The sequence below is a fragment of the Methanobrevibacter thaueri genome, from assembly GCF_003111625.1.
Classification (GTDB): domain Archaea; phylum Methanobacteriota; class Methanobacteria; order Methanobacteriales; family Methanobacteriaceae; genus Methanocatella; species Methanocatella thaueri.
Window position 1 is genome coordinate 35,734 of the sequence record NZ_MZGS01000019.1, and the last position, 16,299, is coordinate 52,032.

14 protein-coding genes are annotated in these 16,299 nt (G+C 38.5%); 8 read left to right on the forward strand and 6 right to left on the reverse strand.

Annotation, left to right across the window (positions count from 1 at the left end):
* Nucleotides 1–3: 3 nt before the first annotated feature.
* Nucleotides 4–1,407: a proline--tRNA ligase gene (gene proS / locus MBBTH_RS04130; RefSeq protein ID WP_116591794.1), complete on the reverse strand. Its 1,404-nt coding sequence runs from the start codon at nt 1,405–1,407 to the stop codon at nt 4–6.
* Between the two features lie 128 nt (nt 1,408–1,535).
* On the opposite strand from proS, the gene MBBTH_RS04135 reads away from it, so the two are divergent.
* From MBBTH_RS04135 to MBBTH_RS04160, 6 genes are read left to right on the forward strand one after another with little or no spacing between them, the layout of a single operon-like run.
* Nucleotides 1,536–2,579 carry an NAD(P)-dependent glycerol-1-phosphate dehydrogenase gene (locus MBBTH_RS04135; RefSeq protein WP_116591795.1) on the forward strand — a complete coding sequence of 348 codons (1,044 nt, stop codon included), beginning with the start codon at nt 1,536–1,538 and terminating at the stop codon, nt 2,577–2,579.
* On the forward strand, nt 2,580–3,017 hold the full coding sequence (locus MBBTH_RS04140) for a UPF0179 family protein (protein WP_116591796.1): 438 nt from the start codon (nt 2,580–2,582) through the stop codon (nt 3,015–3,017). It abuts the gene before it with no gap.
* Complete coding sequence (gene rpiA / locus MBBTH_RS04145; RefSeq protein WP_116591797.1) at nt 3,018–3,704, forward strand: ribose-5-phosphate isomerase RpiA; 687 nt, start codon at nt 3,018–3,020, stop codon at nt 3,702–3,704.
* 7 nt (nt 3,705–3,711) lie between these two features.
* Nucleotides 3,712–3,927: a hypothetical protein gene (locus MBBTH_RS04150; protein WP_116591798.1), complete on the forward strand. Its 216-nt coding sequence runs from the start codon at nt 3,712–3,714 to the stop codon at nt 3,925–3,927.
* Nucleotides 3,928–3,981: 54 nt separating this feature from the next.
* Nucleotides 3,982–4,383 (forward strand): secondary thiamine-phosphate synthase enzyme YjbQ, encoded by a 402-nt coding sequence (locus tag MBBTH_RS04155; RefSeq protein ID WP_116591799.1) that lies wholly within the window; start codon nt 3,982–3,984, stop codon nt 4,381–4,383.
* 36 nt (nt 4,384–4,419) lie between these two features.
* Complete coding sequence (locus tag MBBTH_RS04160; RefSeq protein WP_116591800.1) at nt 4,420–4,680, forward strand: winged helix-turn-helix domain-containing protein; 261 nt, start codon at nt 4,420–4,422, stop codon at nt 4,678–4,680.
* Nucleotides 4,681–4,871: 191 nt separating this feature from the next.
* On the opposite strand, the gene pheT is transcribed toward MBBTH_RS04160, so the two are convergent.
* The gene (pheT, locus tag MBBTH_RS04165; RefSeq protein ID WP_116591801.1) at nt 4,872–6,530 is read right to left on the reverse strand and encodes a phenylalanine--tRNA ligase subunit beta; all 1,659 of its coding nucleotides are present in this window, start codon (nt 6,528–6,530) and stop codon (nt 4,872–4,874) included.
* Between the two features lie 15 nt (nt 6,531–6,545).
* Complete coding sequence (locus tag MBBTH_RS04170; protein ID WP_116591802.1) at nt 6,546–6,902, reverse strand: hypothetical protein; 357 nt, start codon at nt 6,900–6,902, stop codon at nt 6,546–6,548.
* A 154-nt stretch (nt 6,903–7,056) separates the two neighbouring features.
* Here MBBTH_RS04170 and MBBTH_RS04175 point away from each other — a divergent pair, with 154 nt between their 5' ends.
* On the forward strand, nt 7,057–9,771 hold the full coding sequence (locus MBBTH_RS04175; protein ID WP_116591803.1) for a valine--tRNA ligase: 2,715 nt from the start codon (nt 7,057–7,059) through the stop codon (nt 9,769–9,771).
* Between the two features lie 58 nt (nt 9,772–9,829).
* Here the strand turns inward: MBBTH_RS04175 and MBBTH_RS04180 are convergent, their stop codons facing one another.
* Nucleotides 9,830–11,032, reverse strand: coding sequence for a tetratricopeptide repeat protein (locus MBBTH_RS04180; protein WP_116591804.1), 1,203 nt, complete (start codon nt 11,030–11,032; stop codon nt 9,830–9,832).
* Between the two features lie 69 nt (nt 11,033–11,101).
* Nucleotides 11,102–11,647, reverse strand: coding sequence for a sugar O-acetyltransferase (locus MBBTH_RS04185; RefSeq protein ID WP_243409667.1), 546 nt, complete (start codon nt 11,645–11,647; stop codon nt 11,102–11,104).
* A gap of 81 nt (nt 11,648–11,728) precedes the next feature.
* Between MBBTH_RS04185 and MBBTH_RS04190 the strand changes: the two genes are divergently transcribed.
* Nucleotides 11,729–12,529 carry a DUF2207 family protein gene (locus MBBTH_RS04190; protein WP_116591806.1) on the forward strand — a complete coding sequence of 267 codons (801 nt, stop codon included), beginning with the start codon at nt 11,729–11,731 and terminating at the stop codon, nt 12,527–12,529.
* Nucleotides 12,530–12,577: 48 nt separating this feature from the next.
* Here the strand turns inward: MBBTH_RS04190 and MBBTH_RS04195 are convergent, their stop codons facing one another.
* Complete coding sequence (locus MBBTH_RS04195; RefSeq protein ID WP_116591807.1) at nt 12,578–16,105, reverse strand: C1 family peptidase; 3,528 nt, start codon at nt 16,103–16,105, stop codon at nt 12,578–12,580.
* Nucleotides 16,106–16,299: the final 194 nt, after the last annotated feature.

The window sequence follows — 16,299 nt, forward strand, 5'->3', positions numbered from 1 at the left end:
TCACTAATAGGTTTTGGCAATCAGTGCCATGTATTGGGCATCATTGTCGCTGGCTATGCATTTACCTTCGGATATTTCCTCCTGAATTCCTAAAATGTCATAGCCGGTTTTTTCCTCGATTTCTTTTCCGATTGCTTCATCTCCACACCATCTGAAGCTGACTACATTGCCCGCTTCAACGAGTTGTGCGATTTCATCTATATTGTCGGTGAATTTTACATGCTCGTCCTGGAATGTCCATGATTGGTTGGATAGGTTTTCAGAGGATTTGTTCAACAATTTGATTACGTTGTCTGCTAAATCATCATCAAGTGCAAGCTCGATTTTTTCCTCTTCATCCCTTCTCATTGCTATGGTAATGTTGTTTTCCAGATCTCTTGGTCCAAGCTCAAGTTTGATAGGGGTTCCTTTTAGCTCCCAGTCATTGAATTTCTTACCAGGTCTGATGTCCCTGTCATCAAGGTTAACCCTCAGTCCTTTAGCCTCAAGTTGCTCCTTGATTTCTGCACATTTTGCAAGGACTTCCTCTTTTCCTTTCTTGAACAGGATTGGAATTATGGTTACTTGGTTCGGTGATACTTTTGGTGGTAAGCGTAATCCCTTGTCGTCTCCATGCATTCCAATTACAGAAGCGATTACCCTATCGGATACTCCTGCACAGGTTTGGTAAACAAGCTTATGTTCTCCGTCCTTGTCTTCAAAGGTAATGTCAAAGGTTTTTGCAAAGGTCTGTCCTAAATTGTGGATTGTTCCAATCTGCAGGGTTTTTCCGTTTGGCATTATCACATCAAATGCCATTGTGTAGTCCGCACCTGGGAACTTGTCCCATTCAGGCCTTTTGGAAATAAGGTAAGCAAGGCCCAAATCATCGAAGAATTCCTTATACATTGCAATGAAGTCCTGTACCTGTTCGTCGGATTCCTCTTTTGTGGCGTGAGCGGTATGTGCTTCCTTGAAAGTGGTGATTTCCCTTACTCTAATTAAAGGTCTAGTGTGTTTTGTCTCATATCTGAATGTGTTTACAATCTGATACATCTTGATTGGCAAGTCTATATGAGTCCTGATCCATAATGAATACATAGGATAGATTGCGGTTTCACTGGTTGGCCTTAAGGCCAGCTGTTCGTTCAATTCTCTTTGCCCACCTTTTGTTACCCAGTATACCTCATCTTCAAATCCCTTAACATGTATTCCTTCCTTTGCAAGTTCAGTTTCAGGAACGAGCATTGGGAAGAGTACCTCATCATGGTCCTTGTCCAACAAGTTCTTTATAATGTTCATTGAGTGTTTTCTTATCTGAAAACCGTATGGCCTCCAAACTGCCATTCCCTTAATAGGATATCTTGAATCAGTTATGTCGGCCTGTTCTAAAATGTCATGAAACCATTCATCAAAATTTTCCACCATATCACCTAAGTTTAATTTTATAATATTAAATTATTTGTTGCTAATTACTATTAAATTTAATCAAAAGAAAGTTATTTATAATTATTTTATACATATATATTAATGTATAATTAATTTTAGGAGATATTATGAGTAATAGGAAAATACAAATGCCTCGTGAAGTTTACATTGATCCAGGTATTATCAAAGACACTGGAGAGATTTGCAAGTCACTGCATTTAGATAAAAAGATTTTAATAGTTACCGGCCAACATACATATGATGTAGGCGCAAAACCTGTAATAGAAAGCCTTGAAAAGGACAATATAGAATATGATGTAATCAAAGTCAGCAATGCATCCGCCGAATCAATCTCTGAAGTTGAAGAATTGATTACACCAGACACCACTGTGATTGGTGTTGGTGGAGGAAGGGTCATTGACGTGGCAAAGCTATCTTCATTCAACAGGGGAGTCTATTTCGTATCCATGCCGACAACCGCTTCACATGACGGTATTGTATCTCCTATGGCATCAATTAAAAATCCTAATACTTCAATATCCGTTACCGCCCACTCACCGATAGCGGTCATAGCCGACTCCGAAGTTCTTGCGCAATCCCCATTCAGATTGCTTGCTGCGGGTTGTGCTGATTTGATTGCAAATTTCACTGCAATCAAGGATTGGGAACTGGCTCACAGGCTAAAGAACGAGTCATTCAGCGAGTCAGCAGCGGCACTGTCTATAATGTCAGCCCATCTGATTACTGATAATATTGCAAACATCAAGCCTAATCTTGAGCCAAGTGCCCGCATTGTCATGAAATCCCTGTTCAGTGGAGGAATGGCAATCAGCATAGCAGGCTCTTCACGTCCTGCAAGCGGATCTGAGCATCTCTTCTCACATGCCCTTGACAAGATATTAGATAAGCCTGCACTGCATGGAGAGCAATGTGGTTTAGGTACAATAATGATGATGTACCTGCATGGTGGGGACTGGAAAGCAATAAGGGATGCCCTTAAAGCCGTTCAGGCTCCAACAACTGCAAAAGAGATAGGTATTGCTGATGAGGACATTATTGAAGCGTTGATGATGGCTCATGAAATCAGGCCTGAAAGATACACAATACTTGGAGACAATGGAATTTCAAAAGAGGCAGCATATGAATTGGCCTATAAGACAGAGGTGATTTAAATGATTACTCTAATCGGTAAGGACTTGGCAAAAGAAGGCCAGGAATTCATTTTCTTGGGACCGGCTAACGAGTGTGAAAACTGCAGGTTCAAATCATCATGTGTCGGAAATTTGGAATTGAACAGGAAATATGTTGTCGTTGATGTTAAGGAAAACGAGCAGAAATGCCCAGTGCATGCAGAAGGTATTGTAATCCCTGTTGAAGTCGAAAGAGCATCAATAGATTTATTGACAACCTCAAAAAGTATTTTTGAGGGGTCAACATTCACATATAACGCTCCGGATTGTGATGAAAACTGTGATTTTCATGACTTATGTTTCCCTGACGGTTTGGCTGAAAACGACAAGTGCATCGTTTTAGAAAATCTTGGAAAACATAAGCAGGAATGTAAAAAAGGTTATAAACTTAATAAACTCACTTTAGGATTCGTGATATAAATGAAAGATACTAGTAGCAATAGTTCTGCTAAAAAGAATGCTGGATACAAGGCTGCCGAATATGTAGAAGACGGAATGGTTTTAGGACTTGGAACAGGTTCAACCACACATTTCTTCATTGAAAAGGTAGGTATGAGAATCAAGGAAGAGGGAATCAACGTAATGGGCATTCCAACATCCTTCCAGTCATTGTTGATAGCAAAACAATGGAACATACCGATAACCACCTTGGAAGAGCACGACATTGACCTTTCAGTGGACGGTGCCGATGAAGTGGACTCAGACTTCAATTTAATCAAGGGCGGCGGAGCGGCCCACACCAAGGAAAAGATTGTTGACTATGCAGCAGATAAGTTCATTGTCATTGTGGATGAATCCAAAGTCGTTGACGAGTTAGGAAACTTCCCTGTACCTGTTGAAGTGCTTCCGGACGCATCAAGAATGGTTATAAAGGAACTGGAAGACATGGGTGCAAGTTGCGAGATAAGGATGGCCCAAAGAAAGGACGGTCCTGTAATAACCGATAACGGCAACTTCGTAATCGACGCCAAATTCGACAAGATCGAATCACCGGCACACTTGGAAATCGACTTGAATGCGATTCCGGGCGTTGTTGAAAACGGTATCTTTTCTCAAATGGTCGATAAGGTAATCATCGGAACCGATGACGGCACAAAAGAGTTGTAGTGATAGAATGCCTATGTTCGATATTCCTGATTTGAAGGACCTGACTTATAAGATAGCCATTGTTTTCGGCGTCATAATTGTTATCTATGGAGTATTGTGGTTGCTTGTTAACTTGGGAGTGATTCCAGCATTGATTGCAGCGGTATTTCCGCAAATAGTGTTGATAATCATTGGATTATTCATTATTTACACTGCAATTGACCGCAGAAACAAATATTACTGATTATTTTTTAAAAAAGAGATTTTTAATCTCTTGATTATTATTTTTTTTTTTACTATGATTGCTCAAAAATCCTTCAATTTAAATACAAACAGAAATTTTGAAATAATTGATATCACATCTAAAGTCAATGAACTGATTGATGTTGACCAGGGAATCGTTTCCATCTTTTCAAGGCATTCCACCTCTGCTATTGTCGTCAATGAGAATGAGAGGGGCCTTTTGAATGATTTGGAGTTCATGTTGGACAATCTGGTTTCTGACAACTTTTCCTATGAGCATGACAGGATAGACGACAATGCCCGCTCACATCTGAAGTCACTCCTGCTTTCATCAAGCGAATGTCTGCCAATCAGGAACAATCGATTGGATTTGGGCACTTGGCAGTCAGTATTCTTCATTGAACTTGACGGGCCAAGGCATAACAGAACAATAAGTTTAACTATAATAGGAGAGTAATATATTACTAAGATGTGAATAAGGAAGTATATTATTATGGATGATGAGACACTTAAAGTATATGGATATGTAATCAGCTCCTCTTACCGTGAGAGGTCTGTAAAATCATTAAACGAATCCAATAAAATTCCAACCGATCTGGCTGAGGACATTGGCGTTCGAGCGAATCACATTTCAAAAGTGCTGAAGGAACTTAAGGAATGCGGTGTTGCAGAGTGCATCAATGAGGAAAAACGCAAAAACAGAATCTATAAACTAACACCAAAAGGCGAAGATATAGCCAAGCTTATAGATTAACCAATTCAAAAAACTAACTTTATGGCAAAGAGGGTATTTAATTGAAAAAATGGACAATAATTTTAATAGTTTTAATTATATTATTGTTAATTTTCATACTTGTTTTTAATAATTATGATGCTTCACCAAGCATCAGCAATTACTCTCAGATTGAAATCCAAATGAGAAAATTATGGTATTAGAAAAAGAATTTATTTGTTAATAAATTCGATTTCAAATCCTATTACAGGATATTCCAAAGTAAAATTAGTGATTACTTCAGGTGAGATTTCTCCGAAGAATCCTTTGACATAACCTTTTTCAGAAACGCCTTCCACATCAGCAACCCTGCCCTCAATGAAAGTCTTGTTTTCACTGTCACTGATTTCCATGGTGTAACCAAGGTTTGACAGGACACTTGTCATCACAGACTTGATTTCAGTGAAGTTTGCTGTGGAATGACAAATCAATGCAGCTAACTTTTTAGATGAAACGGTCTTGTTTTCCTTTGAATCGTCAAGGTATAAAACGTCACCGATTTCAAATATTTTCTGAGGCAAGTCCTCATGCTTGTTGTCCTCTAAAAACTCCATAAGGCTATTGATTAAGCTGGTCCTAATCATTGTTCTGTCAATGGTAATAGGCCTTGCAACCTGAACGTGAGGCTTTTCTTCCTGATTCATCTTTTCATAATGAGCTTCCTCACTTGTAAGCATCAGGCTCATTATTTCCTGGAATCCTAAACCTACCATCGCTTCACGAATAATGGATTCGGATCTGAACCAGTCATTTTCATAAGCGACAGTATTGATTTCAGGCAATTTGGCCTCAACGGAATTGATGTGGTATTGGACCGCAATGTTTTCAACGATATCCACTTCATGCAGGATATCAACACGGTAAGCAGGAATAATAGCTTTGACTTCATTGTCGTTTAAGACTTCAGCATCAAAACGGGCCTTTTCAAGCAATCCCTTGATGTCCTCTGCATTCAAGTCAGTTCCGCCAATCAATTCGTTTGCGGTATCAACATGAACATTCATTTCCTGTAGAGTCAAGTCCGGACTGACAATGGTCTTGTCCTCATATTTGACTTCCATGCTTTTGATTTGACCTCCAACTTCAGCAAATGATGAACATATGATGTTCAATGCCTGGTTAACGGCCCTTTCATCGGTACCGGTAACGTCAACGATGATGTTGTGAGTGTCCTCCTTGATTTTGGTCAATTCACCGTTAATGATCGGTGGCATGGACAATACCTGATCATCCTTATCGAGAATCAATGGATATTTGTCAAATGAGTCAATTAAATGAGCATAGGCTTTTCCCTTGTCATGTTCGGTCAAGATTTCATCAGGAGTCATTTCGGAGTCTTTTTCTAAAGGAACAAAAGCGTTGGCATCTTTTGGAGTTGCAATATACTTGAATGGAGCATTTACAACATCCGCATTGTGAATACCGATTGCCACTTTTTTCCTGTCCCTTCCAATTACCCAGTGAAGGTTTTCCTGGAAGTCCATGATGTATTTTAGCTTGTCGCCAGTGAAGTCAACATTGTCGATTTTTGCAAAGGCAATGTATGGTCTGATTTCAGCCACTTCCGCATCAACAACAACCTCCTCGTTTGATGGGGTTATTGGGTAATTAGGCAAGCCTGTTTCAAGACCTAGGAAACCTTTAAATGATCTGGCCACTCCTTCAACGGATAGGTTGTCCGGACGGTTTGGGAAGAATTCAACTTTGATTTCTTCATCATCATAGTCCTCAATATCGCTAGACATCATTGGCAGAGTGTCTATTAGTTCATCTTTTTCCATATCTATTCCTAAATCTTTTAAATCAGTATATTTGAATGTTATAACTGGCATTATTAGACTCCTTTTTTATAATCCATAAATTAACATGAAAAATAGAGATTCAATCACAAAATGAAGAGCTCTATGTTCTAGCACACCCATATCACGTATGAAAATTGTGTGGGTTATATCTATTACAAAATGAATTAGGGCTGCTTGAATTCCAATAATCGGGTTTAGGAAGACAATTGAAACCACTATAAAATGGAATCCGGCTTCCATACTCTCATGAGCTAACCATGTCTGCCATGCTGAATGGGTGGATTGCTGAATCAGACCACCTAGAATAATGTAGAAATTATTAAAGACCTTCCACATTAATGTAGTGTGCAATACATCGCTTATAGCTAGCATGATAGCAACATAAAACCAAATTAATTCCATTTTTTTACACAGTCCTATAGTTTGATAATATTAATAATTTGATGTTATTATATAATATAGTTAACTATTATTGCAACGGGTACTTAATATTTTTAAACTATAAGATACATATTTAAAAATATTATTGTTACTTAATTATTTTAGGAGAAGATATATGTCAAATAAAGAAATTCCTAAAGACTATGACTTTAAAAAAGAAAAAGAATGGGAGCAAAAATGGGAAGATGAAAACATCTACAAATACATTGGAGATGGATCTCGTCCTAGATACATTATTGACACTCCCCCACCATACCCAACAGGTGCAATTCACTTAGGCCACGTCCTGAATTGGGTTTACATTGATATGAATGCAAGATACAGAAGACAAAAAGGATTTGACGTCTTGTTCCCACAAGGATGGGACTGTCACGGTCTTCCAACTGAAGTTAAAGTTGAAGAGACTCACGGAATCAAGAAAAACGATGTTTCAAGAGCACAATTCAGAGAATACTGTATTGATTTGACCACCAAAAACATTGCAAGCATGAAAAAGGACATGAAGGCAATGGGTTACTCACAGGATTGGACTCGCGAATTCGTCACAATGAATCCTGAGTACATGAGAAGAACCCAATACTCCTTTTTGAAAATGTATGAAGACGGATTGATCTATCAAGGAAAACACCCTGTAAACTGGTGTCCTCGTTGTCAAACCGCTATCGCTTTTGCAGAAGTTGAATATTCCGATAACACTACATTCTTAAACTATGTTAACTTCCCTCCTGCCGTTGAGGATTCATATGATGATATCGCATCATCACAGGAATCAGGCAAACAGGCTGACCCTAAAGAGGAAGGCATTTTAATCGCAACTACCCGTCCTGAATTGATGTCTGCTTGTGTGGCCGTTGTTATTCACCCGGAGGATGAAAGATACACTCACCTTTTAGGCAAATATGTGGAAGTTCCATTGTCACACCAAAAAGTTAAAATCATTGCAGATGAGGAAGTAGATCCTGAATTCGGTACAGGTGCGGTAATGATTTGTACATTTGGGGACAAGACTGACGTAAGTTGGGTTCAAAAATATGACCTTGAAGTCATTGACGTCATGGATGATGACGGCACATTGACCTCAGCCGCCGGAAGATATGAGGGAATGGACCTGCAATCCTGTAAAAAACAGACCATTGAAGACTTGGACGCTGAAGGATACCTCTTGAAAAAGGAAGAGGTTGACCAAAACGTGGGCCAATGCTGGAGATGCAAAACCCCTGTCGAAATCCTTCTTAAGGAACAATGGTTCGTAGCCGTAAGGGACTTGATTGAAAAGACTAAGGTGGCAGCGGATGAAATGAAATGGGTGCCTGAACACATGAAATCCCGTATGGTAAACTGGGCAGATTCCATGGAATGGGACTGGTGTATATCAAGGCAAAGAATATTTGCGACCCCAATTCCTGTATGGTACTGTAAAGATTGTGGAAAAGTCATTTTACCAGATGTTGAAGACTTGCCAATTGATCCAACTGTAGACAAGCCAAAACATGCATGTGAATGCGGCTGTGAAGAGTTCATACCTGAAGTGGACGTACTGGACACATGGATGGATTCATCAATTTCCCCGCTATCCATTGCAGGATGGCCTGATGAAGATTACGTAAATCATTTCCCATCAAACATCCGTCCGCAAGGACATGATATCATCCGTACATGGGCATTTTACACAACTTTACGCTGTATAGCCTTGACCGGTCAAAAGCCGTTTGACGACATTGTAATCAACGGTATGGTATTCGGTGAAGACGGAAACAAGATGAGTAAGTCAAGACCTGAATTTGTTGTCGGCCCTGAAGAGGTAATTGAAAAATACGGAGCAGACCCGTTAAGAACATGGGCAGCAAACAGCGTGCCGGGATCCGATGTAATATTTGACTGGAAAGACATCAAGCATGGATACAGGTTCCTTAGAAAATTCTGGAACGCTTTCAGATTCATCAGCATGCAAATCTTTGATGAGGAAGTCACATATGATGAGGTTAAAGACAATTTAGGACCATTGGACTTATGGATATTGTCAAAACTCAATAATCTCAACAAGACTGTTGACAAGGCTTTCGACGAATACAACTTTGCACAGACAATCACCCCAATCGAAAGATTCTTCTGGCATGATTTCTGTGACGAATACATCGAAGCTGTAAAATACAGATTATACACTGATGTTTCAGACGAGTCTAGAAAAGCAGCAAAATACACTTTAAGAACCGTTGTGGAAACATCCCTTAAATTGATGGCTCCTATTGCACCGTTCTTCACAGAAGAGGTCTACCAATACTTCTCAGATGAGTCAATCCACACAACATTATGGCCTGAAGTATATGAGGAACTGATCAGTGAAGAAATGGAAACAAAAGGAGAAACCACTGTTGAGTTAATCGATGAAGTTAGAAGATTCAAATCAGCATCAAAAATCCCATTGAATGCAGAACTTGCTGAAGTCAATGTCTACACTTCCGATGATGATTTGGTGGATGTGTTCAATCAATTTGATGACGACATTAAAGGAACACTCAAAATCAATGATTTGACAATCAGCTCAGGAAAACCTGAAGTTCATGAGAAAATCATTGAGGTTGAACCTGACATGTCTAAAATCGGACCAACATTCAAAGGGGATGCCGGTAAAATCATCGGTTATCTTAAATCAACTCCTATCGATGAAATCGGTTCCGTTTTAGAGGAAAATCATGAACTTGCAATCGGCGAGATTGTAGTTCCTGAAGACATGTTGAATGTCAAAAAGGAGATTGTCGGAGCATCCGGTAAAAAAGTGGACATCCTGCAATCTGAAAACTTAGATATGATTGTTGAAGTAATTAGATAATTACTTCCCTAATTTCTTTTTTTTTTAAAAAAATAGAGGATATTAACAACGGATGTTGTTAAATATCGTAAATATTAACTGCATTTGGTTTGAATTCGTCTTTCTTTTTATCATAGCCTTCTTCAATGTAGAAGGAAACCTTAACTCCTTCACGGTATTTGTTTGGATCTCCTTTGAATTCAAATCCGTTGAAGAAATAGGAGTGTCCTGACTCATCCTTGACAAATCCTGTTTTTCCGTGAGGGAATATTCTTGAAATGACTCCAAAGGTTGGTTGCTGATTTTTGAATTTCAATTCTTTCCAATAGCTTTTGAGTTCCCTTTCAATTTTCCAGTACTCGGTGTTTTCGGTGTCCAAACCGGCATTTGCTATTTCCTCTTCCAGACCTTCGTCAATGTTCCATTCGTTATGCAGTCTTATGGAATAAATCAGGTAGGAATGTTTTAGTGCAATTTCAGGGTCATCATCTTCAAGCAGGTCCTCAAGCAAGGAATACAGTTTGATTTTCTTGTCAATGTCTCCACGGTTTAATGCGGCTGATGCGGCATATTCCAGTGATTTTTCCTCCTCGCCCATGAAGAAGTAGTTTTCAGCAATCTCCCATTGGATGTACCAGTCCTTTTTGAACCTGTAGATGTCGTTTAGGTATTTGATGGCCTCCTCATATTCGCCCAATTCCCTGCATGACCTTGCGATTCTCCATTTAAACCAGATGTCACCGTTGTTTGTGAATTGGTCCAATTCTTCCAATGCCTTTTTGGAAACGCTTAGGCATTCATCATAGTCTTCAACTTCCTGATATGATTTTGAAAGCCAATTGTAGTACTTTTCCTTATTGGATGCAAGTTTCACTTCCCTTCCGTCATCAGTGGTGAAAGTGGAGGTTTTTTTGCTCAAATAATCAGGATTTAATTTTTCTGACCAGATAATGATGTTTTCATAGTCCTTATTCTTGTACAGGTAATCAAGAAGCTTCATCATTGACATTGTGTATGCGCAAACCCCGTCCTTTTCGGAGTGGTCTTCCTGAGGCACAAGTTGTGTTATCAAATCCACAGCTTCAAATAGCTCTGTTTCATCTTCCGGCTTTTTCACGTGAAGCTGATAAAGTGCCCAGCTGTAGAATCTTTTGTCCCATATTGTGAAGGCTTCAGGATGCTCAATGTAGATGGATTCGTAAATGTCTTTGGCATCCTCATATTTTTTACTTTGATAATTCTTTTTTGCTTGATCCAAGTCTTTTTTAATGTTTTCACTCATTCGAATCACCACAAAAGGTCATATGTGTATAAATTGTTATAAGACTTATTTAAACATTGATATTTTATTTTAAATGTCATTTTCAATTTTTTTAACAACCCTTGCAGGAACGCCCACCGCTAGTGAATTGTCCGGAATGTCCTTTGTCACGACCGCTCCGGCCCCTACGACAACATTGTTCCCGATTGTGACTCCAGGCAGCACTGTAACGTTGGCCCCCAGCCAAACGTCATTGCCGATTCTGACTTCACCTCCCTGCGCCAGATGCTTTCGCCTGCCTTTGGGGGACAGGGGATGGCCGACTGCGGTTATGGTTGTGTTCGGACCAATCATGACGTTATCCCCAATGCACACCTTGTTGATGTCCAGAATTGTCAGGTTGAAGTTTCCTGTGAAATTGTTTCCAATGTGTATGTTCTTTCCATTATCAAAGCAGAATCGCTTTGCAATCCATACCTTTTCGCCCACCGAACCTAAAATCTCACAAAGAACCTCATGCTGTTTGTCCAAATCATCCTCCGGAAGTGAATTGAAGATGTTTGCATTCTCAATGGCATGCAGTTTCATCATGGATATGTCTTCGTCATCATAACAGTATTCCAGTCCCGCTTGCATTTTCTCAATTTCTTTCATGGTAATGTTTATATATTCAGTAAATAATAAAATGATATGAAAAAATAGTAAGGGTTGATTAACATGTTAGGCTTAAACAACAACCAATATGATGAAAATGTTAAAAATCCTCCAAGTGAGGATTCATATCCTATGGTGTCCATTTTGTTTTCAAACGATAACAATTTAGGGGTAAAGGCGTTATCCCTCACTGTTCTTGATTTAATCAACAAAGACCAAATCAAATGTGACATTGATTTAGATGAATCCCATGAAGTGGGCAAAAAATTGACTCCGCATGATATGGAGGTCATGAAGCAGATAACTCTTAGAATATCAAATAAGGGAGAGTTAAAAACTTCAGAAACATTGGCCCTCAAGCTGCTTAAGAACATGAACAAAAATAAAAAGTTCAACTTGAAGGCAATGGCGAAGCAAAGCAACAACACTTCAGTTGCCAACAAGTTCGAAAAGGATTTCAATGACTTTGTCGAAGCCGTTAAAAACGAAAATGGATTTGACGGTAAAAATTATGGAGATATCCTGGAAAACGCTAAATTGACAAGCAAAGGAAAGGAAATCAAGAAAGAATGGAAGGCTTTCCAGACTTATCTCAAGTCAAAAGAATTAACTGAAAAATACCCTCCGGAATCTGCATCTGAAAATTCAGCACAGATCTTATATGCTTCCTGCTTCGGCATTGAAAGGGAAGCACTGAAAATACGTGAAAACAACACTACATTAACAGATCTCATTGACAAGGATGGATATAAGCTATTGAACATTATCTTCAATAATGCATTGCTGAATGTGAGCGAAAAACGTAGAGGGGATGGAATATTCTATGGTGTCAATGATAAGTACACCATTCCTGGTGGAGGATAGTCCTGCACTTTGAAATTGATTTTAAAAAAATAAAAAAAGAAAGTTAAATTATTTTTTAACTTTCACACTTTTTTTAACAGTATTTTTGAGATAGGTCACTTGATATTTGACTTTTTTGCCAACTTTGAGCTTTTTAAGTGCTGATTTTTTAATGGTTACTTTTGCAATTCCTTTTTTATTGGTTTTTGCCTTGTATGTTTTACCATTGAATTTGAATGTTAATTTTTTGCCTTTAATAGGTTTTTTTCCTTTCAAAGTGGCTTTTATGACCAGTTTCTTAGCGGATTTTTTAACTTTAACCTTTGAGAGTTTTAAAGATTGTTTTACTTTAACTGTGTGTTTGATGGTTTGGCCAGCATAAGTTGCGGTTAATGCGTAATTTCCCGGCTTTACAGTATTAGGTATGCTTAGTTTTGCATAACCTTTGCTGTCTGTTTTCACCTTGTATGTTTTTTTGTTTAATTTGATAACAACAATTTGGTTTGCACTAGCCGGATTTCCGTAATTATCAAATACACGAACTTTAAAGGTTGATTTGTCGCCATAGAACATGTTCACATTTGAATCTTCGCTGAATCTTGAAACAACAGTGATTGTGGTTACAGACTCTTCGAGTGTTTCAGGATTTTTCAGAATCAAGGTGTGTTTTCCAATTGACAGGTCATGTAATACAAAGTGTAGAGTTCCATCATTGTTGTCAATAGGAATTATGGCGGTTTCTTTGTCTAACATGATTGTTACTTCGCAGTCGAATAATTCAACACCGTTTTCATCATAAAATACTGGATCAAGTTTTAAATTGGTATTGTATCCGATTTTAATTTCTTCAGGAATCTCGATGGTGTTCATTATTTCGAATCCTTCGATAATGTCTCCATCATCATAGGAAGTAATGAGGCTATAGTTTCCAGGGTCTAATGTTAAACCGAATGATGCTTTACCGCCAGTGACGATTGCAGAACCTAACTGTTCATTTCCTTTATAAAGACTAATTGTTTTTCCTTCAGCAGTTGAGTAAACTGTCAGATTTTTGTCTTTTGAATAGTATTGGGATTTACTTTCTCCAGGATTTGGATTTGCAACGGTGTATACCTTGATACAGGCTGCCTTGTTTATTTTTCCTAAGTCCTCATGAGTGTTGTCAGAGTAGTATGCAATTGTTTTTCCGCTTTCAAAATGAAGTCTTGTTCCTTCAATCAGTGGGATTGCTTTTGCTTCTATTCCAACTGAAAACTTATGGCCTGAATTAACTGCAATTTGTTTGGCCAATTTGATTGTTTCAAATCCACCATGAGTTGATTTTCCGGTTTGTGTGTAGACTACCGCATCGTCAACATACACTTTTATTGTATATGATTCGCCCGCTTTTTCAAAGTAGGTTCCAACAGCTTTTATTAGTTCATTGCCGATAGCCTCATAGCTATTGACGAAATTAATGATATTTCCTCCATCGATGAAGAATCTGTTAGATCTTCCAATATCATATTGATATACGGTGGTGTAGTTTTCGGTATTGTTTATAATGTAAGCGACAGAGTTGGAGGTCATTGCAAAGGTAGTGTCATAGTATGATACGTAGAAGTATCCGTTTTCACCCCAGTTGCTTCCCCAACTGTTTTTACAAATCCATGCTCCATCTCCTTTTGGTTTTATTTTGAAATTATCCCTTGAATAATTGTCATCCCATCCAACCAATGTTACGAAGTGGTTTCCATATCCATTGCCGTTGTAGTATTGTGCATGGGTCTCAGGATTGTAATAGTTATTATTTGCAGAAGCGCCGTACAGGTGAACTGTTATTCCTCCGTAGTTTATTAAAGCTTCCTTAAATTTAGCGTTATCCAAAGCGCTCTCACGTTTTGGTATGATTAATGCATCCTGGATGTGATAGGATGCTCCAGGTGAAAATGAGGCAACGCTTATTTTTCCAAGTTCATCATAGCTGTCCAATTCACTTGAGAGGACCCCTAACCATGAAAGGAATATGCCCATTCCTGAGGTGGAATATCCTCCCTCGGTTATAACTTCAGTACCATATTCACTGTAACGTGTTGCAGAACCTTGGATGTTGTTTTCAGATATGTCAAGCAATATTCCGGTTGCTTTTAAGAATGCGGATTCAAGTGCGCCGGTAGCACCGAATGCCCAACATGCACCATTGTTTCCTTGGTCTTTAACAACTCCTGCCAGGCTTATGCCGTTTACCTTGTAGTCACGCAAGTCAAATCTGGAACTGCTTGCGGTTGCATTTGTGATGATTGTTGGGTTTAGAATAATCTGTTTGCCTTCATAACTGACTATGGTGTTAGAGATTTTCTGGTCCAATAAGGTTTTTCCGCCATTAAAATTATTGTTTTTCAAAGTGGAACCTGCCTTGTCAAAAAGGCTGACTATAGTTTCCTTTTCTCCCATTGAAAATTGTGAATTTTTTATTTCGTATTTGGTGTCATGCAGATAAATTGCTTCGCCGAAAGTGCCTGCATGATTGTACATGAAGCTGCATTGGGTTATCCTGCTGTTGCTGTCGTCAATGTACAATGCGCCACCGTATAAGTATTTGGCGGTGTTTTTGTTGAATTTACAGTTACCAATCAACGGTATCGCATCTGAGATGTATACTGCCCCTCCGGTATATTCTGCGGTATTGTTTGTGAAGTTGCTTTCAATCAGATTCAATTTTCCGCCTAATTGAAGGTATGCCCCTCCGAAGTTTGAAGAGCAGTTTTCAAATAATGTTTTGGATACGGTGGATGAGCAGTTTACAGTGGCTTCATATTCCTTGCCCATGAGGCCGGCATTAATGTCTACATAAACGGCTCCGGCATCCTTGGATGATGAAACATTAATGAAGCTGCATCCGTCAATGGTCAGTGACTTAATTTCCTTAGTCCCAATGGCTCCTGCGGTTGCATTAGCAAATAGGTTGATGAATTTGGAATTCAAGACGGTGAGTTTGTTTCCTTCACTGTAGATTGCGGTGGCATATCTTGAGGTCAGGTTTGCAAAGACGGTATTTTTAATCACCATTTCTGACTGATATCCATAAATCAGACTCCAGTGCACTGGCTTGCTGTTGATGAATGTTGAATTGTTCACCTCGACTATGCATAATGTAGTGAAGATTGAAGCCCCGTTTTTAGCATAATTATTTATGAATTTATCATGATTGCTGTAATAGTTACTTTGACGGGCATATATGGCTGCTCCCTCATCATTATCATGATTGTTTTCAAAGGTCACGTTATTGGTGTGCACTATACAGTTATTAAGTATAATTGAAGAGCTGTTGGCATTAATAATCTTTAAATTATTGATAGTAATTTTACCGTTAGAAAATTTAAATACGGAAGCTTTATTGTCTGCATCAATTATGTGGTTATTACCATTGATGAGGTATTCGCTATTATTGAAATTGAAATTTATTCCTTCTTTATAATTCCCATCTGTTGTGCTATTGAATTTATAATCTGAGTTGATATTTAACTCATTATCGCTGGCTTGAATAGCATTAAATAAGTCTGCATAAGACCCGGTAGGTCCATCTGCAGAGATTACTTCAGAATCAGTGGTTTCCAAAGTGTGGTCAGTATTATTAATATCTTCTGCGCTGACCGCACTGATACTTATTATCAGGAATATCAGTGCAGTTATCAGAAATATTTTCTTGTTTAAAATAATCTTTCCTCCTTTATTGTTTAACAGTAATATTTATGTTCCAAATAATTTTTAAAATTATGTTTTTTTGGAAAAAATGTTGCAGGGGGTCATGA